The sequence below is a fragment of the Flavobacterium sp. 22659 genome (genome assembly GCF_052044235.1).
GTDB classification, from domain to species: Bacteria; Bacteroidota; Bacteroidia; order Flavobacteriales; family Flavobacteriaceae; genus Flavobacterium; species Flavobacterium johnsoniae.
Genome location: NZ_JBQEMU010000001.1, coordinates 281,583 through 300,390, shown reverse-complemented (window position 1 = coordinate 300,390; position 18,808 = coordinate 281,583). Strand labels below are relative to the sequence as shown.

Sequence of the window (18,808 nt, the reverse complement as noted above, 5' to 3'; positions counted from 1 at the left end):
TAGGCATGATAGGAATAATAATCCCCTATTACAAACGTACTTTTTTTGAGGAAACTTTAGTGTCTTTAGCACTTCAGACTGATAAACGATTTAAAGTTTACATTGGTGATGATGCTAGTCCAGAAAATCCAGCTTTATTACTTAAAAAGTATAAGGAAAAGATTGATTTCGTATATCACCGTTTTGAATCAAACCTTGGAAGCATTTCTTTAACGCAGCAATGGGAAAGATGTATTAAACTTTCTAATGGAGAAGAGTGGCTGATGATTTTAGGTGATGATGATTACTTAGAAGAAACAGTTATTGAAAATTGGTATAAAAATTATAAAGATTTTAACGAGAAATCAAACGTAATACGATTTGCAACAAAAGTTGTATTAGAAGAAACAAATGATATTTCAGATGCTTATACACATCCTGTGTGGGAATCGGCTGGGGATTCTTTGGTTAGAATTTTTAAAGGAATCACAAGAGCTTCACTTTCAGAATATATTTTTTCAAAAGCAGTTTATCTAAAATTTGGTTTTAAAAATTATCCATTAGCTTGGTGCAGTGATCATAAGGCGTTCTTAGATTTTGCCGATGGCAAATTAATTTATACAATAAATGAATCAATAGTGTTTTTTCGAATTTCTGCAATAAATATTTCTGGACAGTCAAATATACTCTTGAAACAGGAAACAAATACAGTTTTTTTTAAAGATGTGATTGCAGATTATATACATTTGTTTAATAAAACACAACGCTTAGAACTATTAATGAACTATGAGATTGCAGTAAAAAAGTATCGAAAACTATTTTTTAGTGAGTGGATTTTTTTATTACAGCGATACCTGTTAAACTTTCAATTTATTGCATTTGCTAAATTGGTGAGAAGAATTTTTATGAGTATTTTTTAATTTAATTATGTTTGAAACTCCTATTCTATTTCTAATATTCAATCGGATCGATACTGCTTCCAGAGTTTTTGAAGAAATAAAAAAACAAAAACCAAAATTTTTATATATAGCTGCCGATGGAGCACGTAAGCATATCGACGGAGAATATGAAAAATGTAGAAAAACCAGAGAAATTATTATTAATAATATCGATTGGGACTGCGAAGTAAAAACCTTATTTAGAGATGAAAATTTTGGTTGTGGACTTGCAGTATCAGAGGCCATAACTTGGTTTTTTGAAAATGTTGAGCAAGGAATTATATTGGAAGATGATTGTCTTCCGCATTTTTCTTTTTTTAAATATTGTGAGGAGCTTTTAAATAAATATAAAGAGAATGAAAGTGTTTTTGCTATTGGAGGGAGTAATCTTCAGGGAGGAAAACAAATAGGAAATGCTTCTTATTTTTTTTCTCAGTATGCATACATTTGGGGGTGGGCAACATGGAAAAGGTCCTGGGATTTATATGATTTTGAGTTAAAAAAGCTAGATGAATTTAAAAATAACAAAATAATTAATAAAGTTGATAATAGAGCTGTTTTTAGTGACTATTGGATTTCAATATTCGAACAAGTCAAAAATAAAAAAATTGATACTTGGGATTATCAATGGAATTTTTGTGTTTGGAATAATCAGGGAGTTACGATTGTTCCCAATGTAAATTTAATATCCAATATAGGGTTTGGAGAAGATGCGACTCACACTATTGAGGAAAGTCCTTTTGATAGTATGAAGACAAACGAGATAGCTGAAATTATTCATCCAAGAAAAATCAAATTCAATAAAAATGCTGATAAGTATATAACAAGAACAGCTTACAAAATCAGAGAAAATAAAAAATATAATCTAAAAAGTCTTATCAAAAGTATCATTTTATGGGGAAAGAAGAAATTTGCATAGTAATACCCATATTTAAAGAAGAATTAAATGTTTACGAAATAAAATCTGTAAAACAATGTATAAGCATTCTTTCTGATTATTCGATTTATTTTATACATCCGCATGGATTAAATTTAGATTTCTATAAAACAAAATTTCCAGATATTGAACTTTTTATGGATTTAGATAAATCCTATTTTAAAGGTATTGTAGGTTATAATAAGTTAATGCTAAATGTAAGTTTTTATAAGATTTTTAAAAAATATAAGTATATGCTTATTTATCATACTGATTGCTATGTTTTTCGAGATGAGCTATTGGACTGGGCTAAAAAAAAATACGATTATATAGGAGGAATATGGTTTGAAGGATTTGTTAGTGATCCCTATTTAGGTGCAAAAATTTGGAAAGCAGGAAATGGTGGTTTTTCACTGCGTAAAATTGATAGTTTCATAAAAATATTATCATCAAAAAAACCAATAAAATATTTTTCAGAATTATTTAAACAAAAGAAAAAATTTTTAAAGATTAATAGATTACAATTTATTAAACAATTAGTTTTTCTACCATTAAATATGCTTGGGTATAAAAATAATTATTCCTATTATGCTAGGAATTATAAGCTAAACGAAGACTTTTTTTTTGTAGAAGCGTTTGAAAACAATAAAAGCTTTAAGATTCCTTCAGTAAAAGATGCTTTGTTTTTTTCTTGGGACAGGCATCCAGCTTACTTATATCAGAATTTAAATAGCATCCCTTTTGGATGCCACGCTTGGTTTCGAGATGATGTTCCTTATGAACAAAATAAAGATTTTTGGCTAAATAAAATAAAATGAGGAATCTGACACTTTCAATTATTACTATAAACTATAACAACCTGCAAGGATTAAAAAAAACGATTGCTAGTGTTGTTAATCAGACATGGAGAGATTTCGAATTCATAATTATTGATGGAGGATCAACAGATGGCAGTGCCCCATATATAAAAAGTCAAACTGAGACTATCGATTATTGGGTCTCAGAACCTGATAAAGGAATCTATAATGCTATGAATAAAGGTGTTAAAATAGCAAAAGGAGAATATTTATTGTTTTTAAATAGTGGTGACTTTCTTAACAGTTTAACCTCTTTAGAAGATTTTATTAATCATGTGGATTTTAAGGGAGATATCATTTATGGAGATTACCAATTTGAAGACAGACGTAAAAATTACCCGGATTATTTAACTCCTTTATATTTTTTACAAGGTACTTTACCACACCAGAGTACATTTTTTAGAAAAAAAGTTTTTAATGAAATTGGACTATTTTCAGAACAATATAAAATAGTTTCTGACCGAGATTTTTATATAAGATGCTTTTTAAGTAATAATTTCGTTTTTAATCATGTTAGTTATCCATTGACTTTTTTTGACTTGTCAGGTATTAGTAACAATATTTCATATGAAAAGAAACAAATGGAAGAAAACGAAATGATTTTTAAGAATAATTATGGAATTTATTATGAAGATTATAAAAACATGATACTCTTGAAAAAAGACATCGATAAGTTAAAAGAAAGGAAGTTTTCTCTAATAATGTATAAAGTTTTAAAAAAAATTAAAAATGCATGCAAAAGCCATTAGTCTCGGTTATCATTACAACATATAATAGGAATAATTATTTAAAAAAAGCTCTTGAATCCGTTCTTAATCAAAGCTATAAAAATTTAGATATTATTGTAGTTGATGATGGAAGTTTTGGAGATGAAAATCAAAATTTATGTTCTAAATATAGTTTCATAAATTACATAAAAATTGAAAATTCTGGAGGTCCATGTAAACCAAGAAATGAAGGAATAAAAATATCAAAAGGCTCTTACATTACATTTCTGGATGATGATGATATTTGGGAATTTAATAAAATAGAAATACTGTTAGATGTCTTAGAAAGTAATCCTTCATTTGGATTAGCACACCATTATTGTAAGCTAATTGATGAAAATGATAAAGATTTAGAAAAATATGTGGGTAGACCTGGAAAATTAGAAGATAAGCACGGAAATATATCAATGAAAATGATTGGTAATTATACTGTGAGTGATTATCCTCTTTGTAGGACAGAAATTATAAAAAAAGTTGGTTTTTTTAATGAAAGAATGATTGCCGCTGGAGAAGATGTAGAGTATTGGAATAGAGCATCTTTTTTTACGAAATTTTATTATGTTGATTTACCGCTTACAAAATACAGAATCCATTTTTCGAATAATTCAGAAATTAATAGACAAGAATATTTAAAATTAAATATTTTTAATAAGTATTTTTTAACTGAGTATAAAAATAGAGGGATTATTTCTGAAACCGAATTCAATGTATATATTCAAAAATTAGTTCATAATCAGATAAAGATGTTTAAAACTAATTTTTTAAAAAGCTTGATTATTTTAAATAAGTTAGATCCTTTTTGGTTTATGAAATGGAAAAGTATTAAATTATTTATTTTTATTTTAATAAAGAGGTAAATGCGAATAGGTTTTAATCCTAATAAAGACAAAGTACAGAAAATCAATGATTTTTTTCATCAGGTCATAGTACCTGTTTATATCCCTAATCATGAAGGATACTTTAAAGATAGTTTTAAAATATTACAGCATTGTTTAGAATCACTTTTTAAGACATGTCATAATAAAACGTATTTTACAATTGTTAATAATGGGAGTTGTACTGAAGTGATATCTTATTTAGACTCTTTGTATCATGATAAAACCATAAACGAATTAATTCACACTACCAATATTGGCAAACTTAATGCTGTTTTAAAAGGTATTTCGGGACATGATTTTCTTCTTGTAACTGTTACAGATTGTGATGTTCTTTTTTTAAATGGATGGCAGTTAGAAACATATAACGTTTTTGAGAAGTTTCCAAAAACAGGAGCAGTTTGTCCAACACCATCTTCAAAATCTTTAAAAAATTATACGTTTAATATTTGGTTTGATTTATTTTTTTCAAAACTGCTTCGATTTACAAAAGTAAAAAACCCAATTGCTTTAAAAGCTTTTGCAGAAAGCGTAGGAAATCCGGATATGTATAATGAAATCCATTTCGAAAAGTATCTGACTGTATCAAATGGAGACTTTAAGGCTGTTGTTGGTGCGGGGCATTTTGCAACAACTTATAGAAAAGAAGTTTTTGAAAGTAATGAGATTAAAAGTTCCAGTTACGTGCTTGGCGGAGATAGTGAAGCCAAATTACTAGATCATCCTGTTGTAAAAAAGGGATTGTGGAGACTTTCAACAGAAGAAAATTTTGCTTACCATTTAGGAAATGTTGAAGAAAACTGGATGAAGGAAATTTTAGAAAATATAAAACAAAACGATTTCCAACCTCTTGAGACGCTTTTTCTGCAAAAAAATAGACCTCCAAATAAAGCAACTATTTTTTGCCATAAATTGTTTTCAAAAATTCTAACTAGAAAAAAAATATGGTATTATTGTATGCAAATGAAAGGACTCTCTAGAGATGAGACATTAAAATACAATAAAAAATGAATAAGTCTCCTAAAGTAATTCTGCTATCACAAGTGCCATTGCCTTTTGCAAAAATTGGAAGCTGGACAACTCTCTATAAAAGTTATTTAGAAAGTGAACATAAAATAGATTATATCGTTTGTCCGGAACCCGAAAAATTATTTGATGGTATAAAATATAGTTTTGTTGTTTCTAATTTTTGGCATAAAGTTCAACGAAAATTTTTTAAAAAGAAAAATCTAGAATTTTTTGAGGCTTTGGATAAAATTATTTTTCCTAGCGAGAAATATATAATCCAAATCATTGATAATTATGGAATCGTAAAACCTCTTAAAAACTATCTTCTATCAAAGCGCATTGATAAACAATGCTATATACAGTTTTTTTACCATGGTTATCCACCATATAATTATCAAGATTCACAGCAGAATTTTTATCAAATTATAGATGAAATTATTTTACTTACTAATGATAGCTATGTAGAGTACAAAAAACAGATTAATACCTTGCCAAACTATTTCTCAATTTTACCAAATGGGATTGATACTGAAAAATTTAAAAAGGTATCAAATTTAGAAAAAACTAAACTGAAAGATAAATTAGGTTTTGGTGATAAGAAGGTGTTTATCTGGTGTTCACAAGATAGACCCAAAAAAGGGCTTCATTTAATTTTAGATGCATGGAAAAGAGTTTATGCTTCGCATAAAGAAATTGTATTATTAGTTATTGGCTGTAACCCAAGAAAAGAAATGGATGGTGTTATGTTTTTAGGCAAAATATTTAATGATGAACTTCCAAAGTATTATCAAGCTTCAGACTGTTATTTATTCCCAACATTATGTCATGAAGGATTTGGGCTCAGTCTTGTCGAAGCATTACATTGTGGGAACTATTGTATCGCTTCTGCTTTGGGCGGTATTCCAGAAGTATTGCAATATGGAAAATTGGGAAAATTAATTGAAAACCCGCATTTTGTAGAAATGTGGGAAAATGCTATTGTCGAATTTATAGAAAATCCACTAAAATTTGATTTTCTTTTAGAAGATTTATATACAACTGATAAATGGAATTTAGGTATGAATGAAATTATTGAAAAAGCTAAATCAAGATTAGCATAATCAAATTGTAAAACCAGATCAGATTTAAATATTAGTAGATTGAAAAAAGAAATGAAGACAATAGCTATAATTCCAGCTCGAGGAGGATCGAAACGAATTCATAAAAAAAACATTCAATTATTGGGAGGGCTTCCTTTAATTGTTCATTCAATATTATATGCTAAGGAGAATAGTGATGTAATAGAAAATATTTACGTTTCAACTGACGATGCTGAAATAAAAAAAATTGCATTACAACTAAGCGTAAAAGTTATAGATAGACCACTTTCTATTTCGGGAGATTTAGAACCAACGGTTTCTGCTTTAAAACATGTTTTAGAATCGATTGATTCAGATGTAGAAAATGTTGTTTTATTACAACCGACAAATCCATTAAGACCTCAGAATTTATTAAAAGAAACTTTCAAAAAGTATAAAAAAGATAAATTGGACAGTGTATTTACTGTTTCAAGAAATCATCAAAAATTAGGAAAAATTATTAATAATAAATTTAAGCCTTTTAATTACACTATAGGGCAGAGAAGTCAAGATTTAGAGCCGCTTTTTTTTGAAAATGGACTACTTTATATTTCAAAAGCATCTTTAATCATGAAAGATATTATTATTTCTGAAAATGCATTACCTTTTGAAGTAAATCATCCATTTGCACAAATTGATATTGATACTCTCGAAGATTTAGAATACGCAGAGATTATATATAATAAGATTAATGGAAAAAAGTAGTGGTTATTTTCCAAATCTTAATGGAGTAAGATTTATTGCAGCTTTAATCGTAATAATTAGTCATATTGAATTAAATAAATCTTATTTTGAGTATAGTAATAGCTTTCAAGCAATAAAATTTTTAGGGAAATTAGGTGTGTCACTTTTCTTTGTTTTAAGTGGTTTTCTAATTACTTTTTTATTATTGAAGGAAAAAAAAGACTATAAAAAAATCAATCTTAAATTCTTTTACTTTAGAAGGATTTTAAGAATTTGGCCGCTTTATTTCCTTGTTGTAATAATGTCTTTGTTTATCTTGCCGAATTTTGAAATATTCAATATTCCAAATTTAAAACTTGAATATACAAGTAGTATTGAATTTGTTAAAGTTCTTGTTTTACTAATGTTTTTTCTGCCAAATGTACTCATTATAATAAAGCTTATTCCTTTTGCCACACAAACATGGTCAATAGGTACTGAAGAACAATTTTATCTTATTTGGCCACTGTTGATTAGTAAAACAGATCATTTAAAAAGATATTTTTTAGGAATAATTCTGTTTTATAATTTAGTCTTGATATTTATGTACAATTCTTCTTTTGATCATATTGTTTACATTAAATTAATACGGGGTTATATCGAAACAATTCAATTGGATTCTCTTACTTTTGGGGCCCTGGGAGGGTATTTTTTATTTCATAAAAACAAAATAATTGATGTAATAATAAATAATTATATCTTTTGTTTAAGTATTCTTCTAATGATAATAAGTTTGTTTTTTGATCCTTATATAATTTATTTTAAAACATCTCTGAATGCTGTTTTTTTTATAATAATTATATTGAATTTGGTTCAGAATAAAGATATTGCTGGACTTTTGGAAAACAGATTTTTTTTTAAATTAGGAGAGATTTCCTATGGTTTATATATGTACCATCAAATAGTTATTGTTTTTTTTATAAACTGTTTTATAAGGCTGAATTTTTTCTCAAATTCTATGCTTTACATTTTTACATTTGCAGGAACAATTTTAGTTTCACATTTATCATATAAGTTTTTTGAAAAACCCTTTATATTAAAAAAAGAAAAATATAAATTTTAAAAAGAATGAATCCATATATAGAAATTGCAGGTCGTAAAATTGGGCCAGATTTTCCACCATTAGTTATTGCTGAAATCGGAATCAATCACGAAGGTTCTTTAAAAACAGCCAAAGAAATGGTTGATGCAGCTTATCGAGCAGGAGTTGAGGTTGTAAAACATCAAACTCATATTGTAGAAGATGAAATGTCTGGAGCTGCAAAAAAAGTGATTCCAGGAAATGCAGATGTTTCTATTTATGAAATTATGGAAAGATGCTCGTTAAATGAATCTGAAGAGCTAGAATTGAAAAATTATGTTGAAAGCAAAGGAATGATTTTTATTTCCACACCTTTTTCAAGAGCTGCTGCCGAAAGATTAAAGAAATTTGATATTCCAGCTTACAAAATTGGTTCAGGAGAATGTAATAATTATCCATTATTAGAACATATTGCCTCTTTTGGCAAGCCTGTAATATTAAGTACGGGTATGAATACAATTGAAAGCATTCGAAAAGCAGTTGATATTTTTGATAAACATAATATCCCAGTAGCTTTATTGCATACCACAAATTTATATCCAACTCCTATTCATTTAGTTCGGTTTGGTGCAATGGTTGAGCTGCATAATGCTTTTCCAAATAAAATATTTGGATTAAGTGATCATACTTTGAATAATAATGCTTGTTTAGGAGCAGTCGCTCTTGGAGCAAGTATTTTGGAAAGGCATTTTACAGATCATATGCAGCGAACAGGCCCAGATATTGTTTGTAGTATGGATGAAAAAGTATGTGGAGAATTGATTGTTTCAAGTGCAGAAATTGCCTTAATGAGAGGTGGAACGAAAAAACCGGCTCTTGAAGAACAGGTTACAATTGATTTTGCCTTTGCTACTGTTTGTTCTATAAAATCAATTAAAAAAGGAGAGATTTTATCGAAAGAGAATATTTGGGTTAAACGTCCTGGAACTGGTAAAATTTTAGCAGAATATTTTAATGATATAATTGGAAAAACTGCTGTGAGAGATATTGAAAATGACGAACAATTAGACTTTACTGATTTTGAGTAATTCTTCAAAAAAAATATTATTCCTCACAGGAACCCGTGCAGATTTCGGAAAAATAAAGTCCCTTATTCAAACTCTCGAAGAACAGCAGGATTTTGAAGTTTTTGTTTTCGTTACTGGAATGCATTTACAAGAAATTTATGGTTATACATTGATCGAAATAGAGCGCTGTAACTTTAAAAACGTTTTTACTTTCGAAAATCATACACATGAAACGACTATGGATTTGACTCTGGCAAAAACAATTGAAGGTTTATCGAGTTATTCCAAAACAATAAATCCTGATATGATTGTGGTTCATGGAGATAGGGTAGAAACTCTTGCGGGTGCTATCGTAGGATCTTTAAATAACATTTTAGTAGCTCACATTGAAGGCGGAGAAGTTTCTGGAACTGTAGATGAACTAATACGCCATAGTGTTAGCAAACTAAGTCATATACATTTTGTATCTAATAAACAGGCAGCTAAAAGATTGCTCCAAATGGGAGAAGTAAGAGAATCTATTTTTACTATTGGTTCGCCAGATATAGATATTATGTTTTCTAACAATTTACCATCTATTGAAACTGCGAAGAAATATTATGTAATTCCGTTTGATGATTATGCGCTTGTAATGTTCCATCCTGTTACTACTGAGTTTCATTCTATGAAACAATATGCAATTGATTTTGTAGATTCTTTACTCGAAGATAGTCACAATTACATTGTAGTTTTTCCTAACAATGATTTAGGCAGTCAGTATATAATTGATGAGTTTAAAAGATTAGAAGCAAACACAAGATTTAGAATTTTTCCGTCACTCCGATTTGAATATTTTTTAACATTATTAAAAAATAGCCAGTTTATAATGGGGAATAGCAGTGCAGGAATTCGTGAAGCTCCTTATTATGGAATTCCAATTATAAATATTGGAACACGCCAGCAAAACAGAGCAATTCATGCAGATATTATTAATGTTGATTATTCAAAAAAAAATATAAAAGAAGCGCTTTCTAAAATCGATTCTCACAAAGTTCAAATTTCTGAAAATGATTTTGGTGAAGGAAATAGTAACGAATTGTTTTTGCAATCATTAAAGAAAAACGATATTTGGCTACTAAATCATCAAAAACAATTTAGAGATATATAATTGCGTTTTTGCTAATACCACATTAAGTACCTATGTTTTTTAATTCTATAGCATTTGCTATTTTTCTGCCAATTGTTTTTTTTCTATATTGGTTTGTTTTCAATAAAAACAAAAGCACGCAAAATGCTTTACTAATTGTCGCCAGTTATTACTTTTATTCATGTTGGGATTGGAGATTTCTATTTTTATTAGTTTTCTCAACATTCTTAGATTACTATACCGGAATTCAAATAGAAAAAGGAAAATCGGAGAAAAGCCGGAAATTTTGGTTTTGGCTGAGCATTCTGGTAAATCTTGGTTTTTTAGGGCTGTTTAAATATTATAATTTTTTTGCATCGTCTTTCTCAGAGTTATTAAATTCTGTGGGAATTAAAGCAAGCCCTATTTTGTTAAATGTTATTCTTCCGGTTGGTATTTCCTTCTACACCTTTCACGGACTTTCCTATGTAATCGATATTTATTTTAAAAGAATAAAAGCAGAATACAATTTTGTAGATTATTCCTTATTTGTTAGTTATTTCCCGCTTTTGGTCGCTGGACCAATAGAAAGGGCTACACATTTATTGCCACAGGTAAAAGTTAAACGCGAATTTAATTTTCAGACGGCCAAAGAAGGAGTTTGCCAGATTATTTGGGGATTAGTAAAAAAAGTAGTTATTGCAGATACTTGTGCACCATATGCAAATGCCATTTTTGATAATTACACTTCAATGAACTCTTTCTCATTAATTATGGGAGCTGTATATTTTGCTTTTCAGATTTATGGAGATTTTTCTGGATATTCAGATATAGCTCTTGGTGTTTCAAAATTATTTGGTTTAGATCTGTTGAGAAATTTCAATTACCCATATTTTTCAAGAGATATCGCCGAGTTTTGGCGTCGCTGGCATATTTCACTTTCATCATGGTTTAGAGATTATTTATATATACCATTAGGAGGAAGCAAAGGCGGGTTATGGATGAAAATTAGAAATACATTCATAATTTTTATAGTTAGTGGTTTTTGGCACGGAGCAAATTGGACATACATTGCTTGGGGTTTTATAAACGCAGTATATTTCCTTCCATTGCTGTTAACGAAAAGTAACAGAAACAATATTGAGGATATAGTGTTGAAACGAAATTTTGATTCAGTAAAAGTACTTTTAAGTATTTTTTCAACTTTTCTAATAACTTGTGTAGCTTGGGTGTTTTTTAGGGCAAAAACAATATCTGATGCTTTTTTGTACTTAAAACGAGTTCTTGTAAACAGAGATTTTAGCTTTCAATATTTAGATAATGAGCGTTACAGTTATGAATTACTTCTTTTGATTGGATTATTTGTTTTGATCGAATGGAATAATCGAAATAAAATAGAACCACTTTCGGGAAAATGGAGTATGCTAAAAGTAGCTTTGGCAATTTTAGCGATTATGGCCTTAGGAACTTTTTCAGATTATAAAGAATTTATATATTTTCAATTTTAATGAAGAAATTTTTAATTTATATAACTAAGATTATTTTAGTTATTATACTCATAGCATTTTTATTAGATGGATTGTATACTTATATTTTCATGCATTCTAATAATAGAGGGAAAATTGAAAAAGTTTTTAATTCAAAAGTTCAGAAATATGATGTAGTGATCTTGGGGTCTTCAAGAGCAAATAATCATTTTGTTGCACAAATGTTTGAAGAAAAAGGACTCAAAGCTTTTAATTACGGAATGAGCGGTGGACATTTATTTGAAGCATCTTTGATGTTGAAATTAATGATTGAAAGAAAGTATATAATAAAGAATGTTGTTTTAGAAGCAGACTTAAATCTATCTAATGATCATCAGGCTGAAGGTATTTCTGCTTTATTTCTGCCTTATATTCACAATTCTGAGATAATTAAAGAACATTTTAAAGAAGAAAACGACTTTGCAGAGTTGTATTATTTACCCTTTTACAGATATATTAAATACGATAATAAAATTGGTTTTAGAGAAACACTATTTGCCGCATTTCAAAAAAAGACAAATACATTAGATAATCTAGGCTATTATCCTTTGGTTAAACATGAAAATGCAAATATGAAAAATGATATTGTAAATTTAAATCCTCTGATTCATAATAAGTATTACGAAGAAATTAAAAGTATTTGCAAAGCCAATAATATCAATTTTATTGCAGTAATGACTCCAATATGTGAAAATACGAAGGGAATGAATTATTTCGAAAAAGTAAAAAAAAACTATCCGGAAATTCATAATTATGAAAATGTAGTTATAGAAGATAAATATTTTTCGTCATGCGGACACATGAATGATGCTGGAGCTAGAATTTTTACGGCTAAAATATTAAATGATTTTTTTCAAAAATAATATTTTATGCTTACAGTTATTAACTATCATTATGTCAGAGAGGATTTTAATTCAAAATACCCCAGTATTTTTGGAGTAACTCCTTATGAATTTAAAAAACAATTATTATTACTAACTAATAAAGGAGAGTTTATAAATCCACCTGATTTAGTCAATAATATTGATAAAGTCCTACCATCGAAAAACAATTACTTTTTTGTCACCTTTGATGATGGCTTAAAGGAGCAGTTTGACTTGAGTCTGCCTATATTAGATGAACTAGAGATACCGGCAGTATTTTTCGTAAATACTTTAAATTTTGAAAATAAAAAAGTTAGTACAGTTCATAAAATACATTTATTGAGATCCATAATTGATCCTGAATTATTTCTAGTAAAAATTAATGAGAATGTTAAAATTGATTTTTCAGATGCGGATAAAAATAAATCGCATGCTATATATCGTTACGATACTAATTTAAATGCTGAGTTAAAGTATATTTTAAATTTCAAGTTTTCTTTTAAACAGCAAGAATTGATTATTAATAAAATGTTTGATAATTATTTTGATGAAACACAGGTTTTACAAGATTTATATATGAGCGATCAAAATTTACAAGTTTTGGGACAAAAAAAATATCTAGGGAGTCATACACACAGCCACTATCCTCTAGGATTAACAGATTCGGAAATAATTAGATTTGAGTTAGAACATAGTAAGAAATATTTAGAAAAACTTACGGATTCAAAGATAAATATGGTTTCGTATCCATACGGCACAGATGAAGTCTGTACAGACGAGGTATCTATAATTGCAAAAAATACAGGTTACAATTTAGGATTTACCACAAAAAGAGGTAGTAATATTGGAAATGAAAATCATCTTTTATTAAATAGATTTGATTGTAACGATTTACCAGGAGGAAAAAATAGCTAAGATATATGATAACAAGAGAAGCAACAATAAACGATTGGGATAAACTGCAAGAATTTTTTACTAGAATTTACAGAGAGAATCATCCATTGCAAAATAAAAAGTTTTGGGAATGGCAATATGGAGATCCTAATTATGGACAATCTTTTATCTGTTTAAATGATAACGGGAAGATTGTTGGTCATGTTGGAGGAAATTTTCAAGGGGGTATTGCATGGATAATCAATGTTTATCTCGATGAGGAATGTAGAGGAAAAGGAGTTTTGGGCAAACTTTACAATTTAGCAAGAAAGTATTACCCTTTAGCAGCCACGGCAGCAAATGAGGCAGGTCTCGGCTTATACAAAAATATGAGATGGATTCGTTATTATGATTTAGTTAGATATGTGAAAATTAATCCTGATTTTAAAGATGAAAATTTTGAATTCTTGTGTAAAAAGATTGAAGTGTCAATAGATGATTTAATTATTAAAGATACTCATTATTTTCAACAGCCATCAATTAAAGGAATTAAACTAAAAGATGGTTCACGTGCAGTAAGTCAGGAAAATACAGGAGGTTTAAGGGTAGTTGATATTGAGAACATTGATTTACTGGAAGAAGAGGCATGGAAGTTAGGATACCTTTGGACAGATTATATTACTTCATGGAATGATCTTAAAACAAAAGAGCTAGAAAAAAATGGTTGGGTTTTAGATTATAAAAGTGTTATTCCCTGGAGATTAAATCCTGTTGAGCAAAATTATTTTTGTGATATTACATTTCTTTCAGAAGAGCCATTGGATAAAGAATTTATTGTGCATAGATCCTTTTCTGATCATGGTAGAATTGGAAGTTTATAATTACTTAACATGAGAGTTCTACTAATAGTACCAGATGGTGTAGCGGTTCGAAATTATTTGTATTCCAGTTTTATTGCTGAATTAGAAAAACAGGGTTGCAAAGTAATGCTTTATCATCAAATATCTGAAAAAGCAATTGAAGAAGTAAAATTAGTCCAGCCCAATATAATACTTATTAAACAAATTCCAGCTTTTATCGAATCACCAAAAGCTAGATTGTTGAGAGAAAGTAATGTTTATGCAAGATTATTGAGAAATAGAGAAATCCTTTCGAACAATAGCATAATGACTTTTTGGAACAATAAAGTAAAAGGATGGAAAAAAGGAATACTTCTGAAACTCTCAGAAATATTAGGAGCTGCAATTTCAAGCTCATATAAAACTATATTGAAATTTGATAAACTCTATGAAAAAGAAATTGCCAGAAGTACATTTATTAGTAAAATAGAAAAAGATTTTGATGTTTTTAATCCTGATTTTGTTTTAAATCTACATCAAAGAGCACCAATTAGTGCGCCGGTTATAGTTATTGCAAAAAAACGAAAAATTAAAACAGCAACAGTGATTTTTTCGTGGGACAATGTACCCAAAGCCAGATTAATTTCGCGCTATAATAGATATTTTGTTTGGTCAGAGTTAATGAAATCAGAATTATGTCTATTATATCCTGAAATTAAGAATGATAACGTTGAGGTTGTTGGTACGCCGCAATTTGAGTTTTATTTTCAAGATAAATTATTTAGGAATAAAGAAGATTTTTTTACAGAATATGGTTTAAATCCAAATAAAAAAACAATATGTTTTTCGGCTAACGATAGTTCATCTCCTTATGAACAAAATTATTTAGAAGATTTAGGAAGTGAATTGAGTAAAATTGATGAAGATATTAGACCTCAAGTATTGTTTAGAAGATGTCCAGTTGATAAAAGCGATAGGTTTGATGAGGTTTTAAGAAAGTATAAATCATTTATGTTCCCAATAGATCCTGATTGGAGACTTGGAAGCAATGAAAGTAATTCTTTCAGCATAACTTATCCGTCATATAATGATCTGCAATTATTAGTTAATACTATAAGGCATTGTGAGGGGGTAATAAATTTTGGAAGTACAATGGCTCATGATTTTGCAGTATTTCAAAAACCATGTTTATATCTAAATTATAACCCAATTAATAATTCTGTTTATAAAGTTGAGGATGTTTACAAATTTCAACACTTCAAAAGTTTAGATGAACTAGATGCTGTTGGCTGGATTAATCACAAAAATGAAATAATTGAAAAAGTAAAACAAGTGATTGAAGATCCAAATGAAGTTGGAAAAGATAAAAAAGTTTGGATGGAAAAAATTGTTAAGTATCCATTACAGGATTGCAGTGAAAATTTAGCTAAATATATATCCGATCTAGTACAATAGTTATTTTTCAAAATTATCAGTGCAAGCTTTAAACTCAATAAAAACATCATATGATTCAGTATGTTAGAAAAATGTTTTGGAAAATTCTGGGAATTAATTATTATAATTATTTAAAAGGGATAAACAAGACATATTTAAAAGATGCAAAATGGGCAAGTGTCGGGAATAAAACATATGATAATGGCGCTTTTGTATGGAAATGGTTCAATAATTCTAGTTTAGTAATAGGGAAATATTGTTCCATTGCAAATGATGTAAATTTTATTTGTGATCCTGGGTTTCATACACAAAGTGAAATCACTTCTTTTCCGTTATTTCATGAAGTTCTAAAGAAAAACGATAAGGTTACAATTAACGATGTATTTTATAAAGTTAGTGACATAAATGAAAAACTAAAATCTCAAAAAGCAAATATAGTAGTAGGCAATGATGTTTGGATTGGGATGAATGTGACAATTTTACCTGGAGTTAAAATTGGAAACGGAGTAACTGTTTTAGCAGGAGCTGTTGTTTCAAGCGATGTCCCAGATTATTCAGTGGCTGGTGGAGTACCAGCAGGAATAATTAAATTTAAACACAATCAACAAATTATTGATGCATTAAATAAAATTAGCTGGTGGGACTGGCCGGAAGAAAAGATTAAACTAAATATTAATGATTTCTATTTGCCAATCGAAATTTTCATTCAAAAACATTCATAAATGCATATCTGCTTCTTAACAAACGAATTTCCTAAAGAAGGATTTCCACATGGAGGAATAGGCAGTTTTGTAAAAAATATGGCAACTGCATTGGTAAAAAATGAACTGAAAGTATCTGTTGTGGGTATTAATTATATTGCAAAAGATGAAACAGAAATTCTAGGTAACATAAAAATTTATAGATTAAAAAAAAGTACAATAAAGGGACTTGCATGGTATTTAAATTCCAAAAAGATAAACAATAAAATTAAGGAAATTCATCAAAAAGATCCGGTACATATTGTCGAAACTTCTGAACTTGGATTAGCTTTTATCAATAAACTAAAAGATATAAAATACATTGTACGGTTACATGGAGGGCACCATTTTTTTGCAGAAAGTGAAAACAGAAACATTAATGAATGGAAAGGATTTCAGGAAAAAAGATCTTTTAGAAAAGCAGATGCATTCATTGCTGTTTCTCAGTATGTTAAAAATCATACCGAAAAATATTTAAGTTACCAAAATAAACCCTTAGCTTATATTAGTAACCCAATTGATACTAATTTATTTACCCCAATAATAGGAAAAGAATCTGAAAATAAAATTGTATTTGCGGGGACTGTCTGTGAAAAAAAAGGAATAAGACAGTTAATACAAGCTTTTCCACTGGTAAAAAAAGAATTCCCAAATGCAACACTAGAAATTTACGGACGAGACTGGTTTTATCCTGATGGCAGCTCTTATATTCAAATGCTTAAAGAAAAAGAATTATCTAAAATTGAAAAAATAGCCACAGATGTTCACTTTCATGGAAGTATTTCTTATACACATATACCTTTAGCATATTCTGAGGCTTCAGTTTGTGTTTTTCCTTCACATATGGAAACTCAGGGTCTTGTCGCTCCAGAAGCTATGGCAATGGAAAAACCTGTCGTTTTTACACTTTTAGGACCGGGACCAGAGACAATAGAAGATTATAAAACCGGTTTATTATGCGACCCATATAATCCGGAAAATATTGCAGATAAAATTATATGGTATTTTTCTAATAAAGAAAAAGCAAAAATTATGGGTAAACAAGCAAGAGAATTTGTAATTCAAAAATATGGTTTAGCCCATATAATAAAACAAAATATCGAATTTTTTCAGTCGTTATTATTTCAACACGATAAATAATGATTTATATAATTAAAAAAAAGATTTCAAAAAAGCTTAAGGAATTTAAGGAATATTATTCATACGTTCGTTTTTACGAAGGTGATCAGCCAGTAGTATATCTTAATGTAGCTCATCGTACAAAAGTGAGAACTTATTTAAATCTTTTTTTTAGAATTAAAGCAGTATATAAAGAACCTATTGTAATTCAATTTTCAGTTGTCCGAATGTTACTTTTGGCAAAATGGTTTAAACAGCTCGATTATATTTATTTTGCTAAACCCTTTTCAAAACTCAATAAATTAAAAACGTTTAGTCATCATAAAAGTGCAGATTTTGTTGTGAATTATAATTATAAAAAAGTTTATACAACAAGTGATTATCAAAAAAATGTTCTGCCTTACATCATGCACCCTTTCAATTACTTAGAAACTCAGGCTAATCTTTCTTCTAAAAAAATAGGAATAATACTGAGCGGGAATTTTGAAGAAAAAATTTATAATACAACTTTAATTCCGGATAATTTTAGATTACTTAACAGATGGGATATTTATCAGGAAGTAATAAAGCATAAAAGGGTACTTTCAATTTCTGGAAAAGAATTAATGGAAGATCTGGATACTAAAAAATTCAGTGATAAACTGGTTGCAATGCGATGGCAGTCCGGCGCAATTCCAAATCAAAAATGGAGATACTATTTAACAGCCGCCGATTTTATTTTTTGCGCTCCCGGAATGACAATGCCTATGTGTCATAATGTTCTAGAAGCTATGTCTGTTGGTGTTATTCCAATTTTGAATTATCCGCATTGGTTAAATCCGTCATTGCAGGATGAGTTTAACTGTCTGGTGTATCAAAGCATTTCAGATATTGAATTGATAATTGATAAGGCACTTTCATTGTCTCAAGAATTAAAAAATGAAATGGCCAAAAATGTGATCAATTATTATGATGCATATTATGGCAAATATGTTTTTGATGAAAATCAAAATACAGAACTTATCGTGTTAAATGAAAACATAAAGGATTTGATTTAAGTA

General features: G+C 28.7%; 19 protein-coding genes. All 19 read left to right on the top strand.

All coding sequences use genetic code 11. The features are described 5' to 3' along the window. Positions 1-5 precede the first annotated feature (5 nt). The 19 genes from ACTJIW_RS01480 to ACTJIW_RS01390 are packed head-to-tail and all read left to right on the top strand — an operon-like array spanning position 6 to position 18,805. Positions 6-899, top strand: coding sequence for a glycosyltransferase family 2 protein (locus ACTJIW_RS01480; RefSeq protein ID WP_121360140.1), 894 nt, complete (start codon positions 6-8; stop codon positions 897-899). Positions 900-906: 7 nt separating this feature from the next. Further along, the gene (locus tag ACTJIW_RS01475; RefSeq protein ID WP_433813690.1) at positions 907-1,836 is read left to right on the top strand and encodes a nucleotide-diphospho-sugar transferase; all 930 of its coding nucleotides are present in this window, start codon (positions 907-909) and stop codon (positions 1,834-1,836) included. Next, positions 1,812-2,651, top strand: a complete 840-nt coding sequence (locus tag ACTJIW_RS01470; protein WP_440715326.1) for a DUF5672 family protein — start codon at positions 1,812-1,814, stop codon at positions 2,649-2,651. The genes ACTJIW_RS01475 and ACTJIW_RS01470 overlap by 25 nt, the downstream gene beginning before the upstream one ends. Next, positions 2,648-3,439 carry a glycosyltransferase family 2 protein gene (locus tag ACTJIW_RS01465; protein WP_121360142.1) on the top strand — a complete coding sequence of 264 codons (792 nt, stop codon included), beginning with the start codon at positions 2,648-2,650 and terminating at the stop codon, positions 3,437-3,439. Before ACTJIW_RS01470 ends, ACTJIW_RS01465 begins: the two co-directional genes overlap by 4 nt. Then, positions 3,424-4,314 carry a glycosyltransferase family A protein gene (locus tag ACTJIW_RS01460; RefSeq protein ID WP_121360143.1) on the top strand — a complete coding sequence of 297 codons (891 nt, stop codon included), beginning with the start codon at positions 3,424-3,426 and terminating at the stop codon, positions 4,312-4,314. Before ACTJIW_RS01465 ends, ACTJIW_RS01460 begins: the two co-directional genes overlap by 16 nt. Then, the gene (locus ACTJIW_RS01455; protein ID WP_121360144.1) at positions 4,315-5,343 is read left to right on the top strand and encodes a glycosyltransferase; all 1,029 of its coding nucleotides are present in this window, start codon (positions 4,315-4,317) and stop codon (positions 5,341-5,343) included. Next, on the top strand, positions 5,340-6,440 hold the full coding sequence (locus ACTJIW_RS01450) for a glycosyltransferase family 4 protein (protein ID WP_121360145.1): 1,101 nt from the start codon (positions 5,340-5,342) through the stop codon (positions 6,438-6,440). The genes ACTJIW_RS01455 and ACTJIW_RS01450 overlap by 4 nt, the downstream gene beginning before the upstream one ends. A 39-nt stretch (positions 6,441-6,479) precedes the next feature. After that, positions 6,480-7,163 (top strand): cytidylyltransferase domain-containing protein, encoded by a 684-nt coding sequence (locus tag ACTJIW_RS01445; RefSeq protein WP_433813680.1) that lies wholly within the window; start codon positions 6,480-6,482, stop codon positions 7,161-7,163. Further along, entirely contained in the window at positions 7,150-8,244 is a 1,095-nt protein-coding gene (locus ACTJIW_RS01440) for an acyltransferase family protein (protein ID WP_121360146.1), read from the top strand. The genes ACTJIW_RS01445 and ACTJIW_RS01440 overlap by 14 nt, the downstream gene beginning before the upstream one ends. A gap of 5 nt (positions 8,245-8,249) precedes the next feature. Further along, positions 8,250-9,290: an N-acetylneuraminate synthase gene (gene neuB, locus ACTJIW_RS01435; protein ID WP_121360147.1), complete on the top strand. Its 1,041-nt coding sequence runs from the start codon at positions 8,250-8,252 to the stop codon at positions 9,288-9,290. After that, positions 9,283-10,416, top strand: coding sequence for a UDP-N-acetylglucosamine 2-epimerase (gene neuC / locus ACTJIW_RS01430; RefSeq protein ID WP_121360148.1), 1,134 nt, complete (start codon positions 9,283-9,285; stop codon positions 10,414-10,416). Before neuB ends, neuC begins: the two co-directional genes overlap by 8 nt. 32 nt (positions 10,417-10,448) lie before the next feature. Further along, on the top strand, positions 10,449-11,882 hold the full coding sequence (locus ACTJIW_RS01425) for an MBOAT family O-acyltransferase (protein ID WP_121360149.1): 1,434 nt from the start codon (positions 10,449-10,451) through the stop codon (positions 11,880-11,882). Beyond that, positions 11,882-12,763, top strand: a complete 882-nt coding sequence (locus tag ACTJIW_RS01420) for a hypothetical protein (protein WP_440715327.1) — start codon at positions 11,882-11,884, stop codon at positions 12,761-12,763. The genes ACTJIW_RS01425 and ACTJIW_RS01420 overlap by 1 nt, the downstream gene beginning before the upstream one ends. A gap of 6 nt (positions 12,764-12,769) precedes the next feature. After that, a complete protein-coding gene (locus ACTJIW_RS01415; RefSeq protein WP_121360151.1) occupies positions 12,770-13,678 on the top strand; it encodes a polysaccharide deacetylase family protein in 909 nt (302 codons plus the stop codon). Positions 13,679-13,683: 5 nt separating this feature from the next. Next, positions 13,684-14,517, top strand: coding sequence for a GNAT family N-acetyltransferase (locus tag ACTJIW_RS01410; RefSeq protein ID WP_121360152.1), 834 nt, complete (start codon positions 13,684-13,686; stop codon positions 14,515-14,517). A gap of 9 nt (positions 14,518-14,526) precedes the next feature. Beyond that, the gene (locus tag ACTJIW_RS01405) at positions 14,527-15,930 is read left to right on the top strand and encodes a hypothetical protein (protein ID WP_121360153.1); all 1,404 of its coding nucleotides are present in this window, start codon (positions 14,527-14,529) and stop codon (positions 15,928-15,930) included. 50 nt (positions 15,931-15,980) lie between these two features. Further along, positions 15,981-16,631 carry a CatB-related O-acetyltransferase gene (locus ACTJIW_RS01400; protein WP_121360154.1) on the top strand — a complete coding sequence of 217 codons (651 nt, stop codon included), beginning with the start codon at positions 15,981-15,983 and terminating at the stop codon, positions 16,629-16,631. After that, positions 16,632-17,789, top strand: a complete 1,158-nt coding sequence (locus tag ACTJIW_RS01395) for a glycosyltransferase family 4 protein (RefSeq protein ID WP_440715328.1) — start codon at positions 16,632-16,634, stop codon at positions 17,787-17,789. After that, the gene (locus tag ACTJIW_RS01390) at positions 17,789-18,805 is read left to right on the top strand and encodes an ATPase (RefSeq protein WP_274251373.1); all 1,017 of its coding nucleotides are present in this window, start codon (positions 17,789-17,791) and stop codon (positions 18,803-18,805) included. The genes ACTJIW_RS01395 and ACTJIW_RS01390 overlap by 1 nt, the downstream gene beginning before the upstream one ends. Positions 18,806-18,808 lie beyond the last annotated feature (3 nt).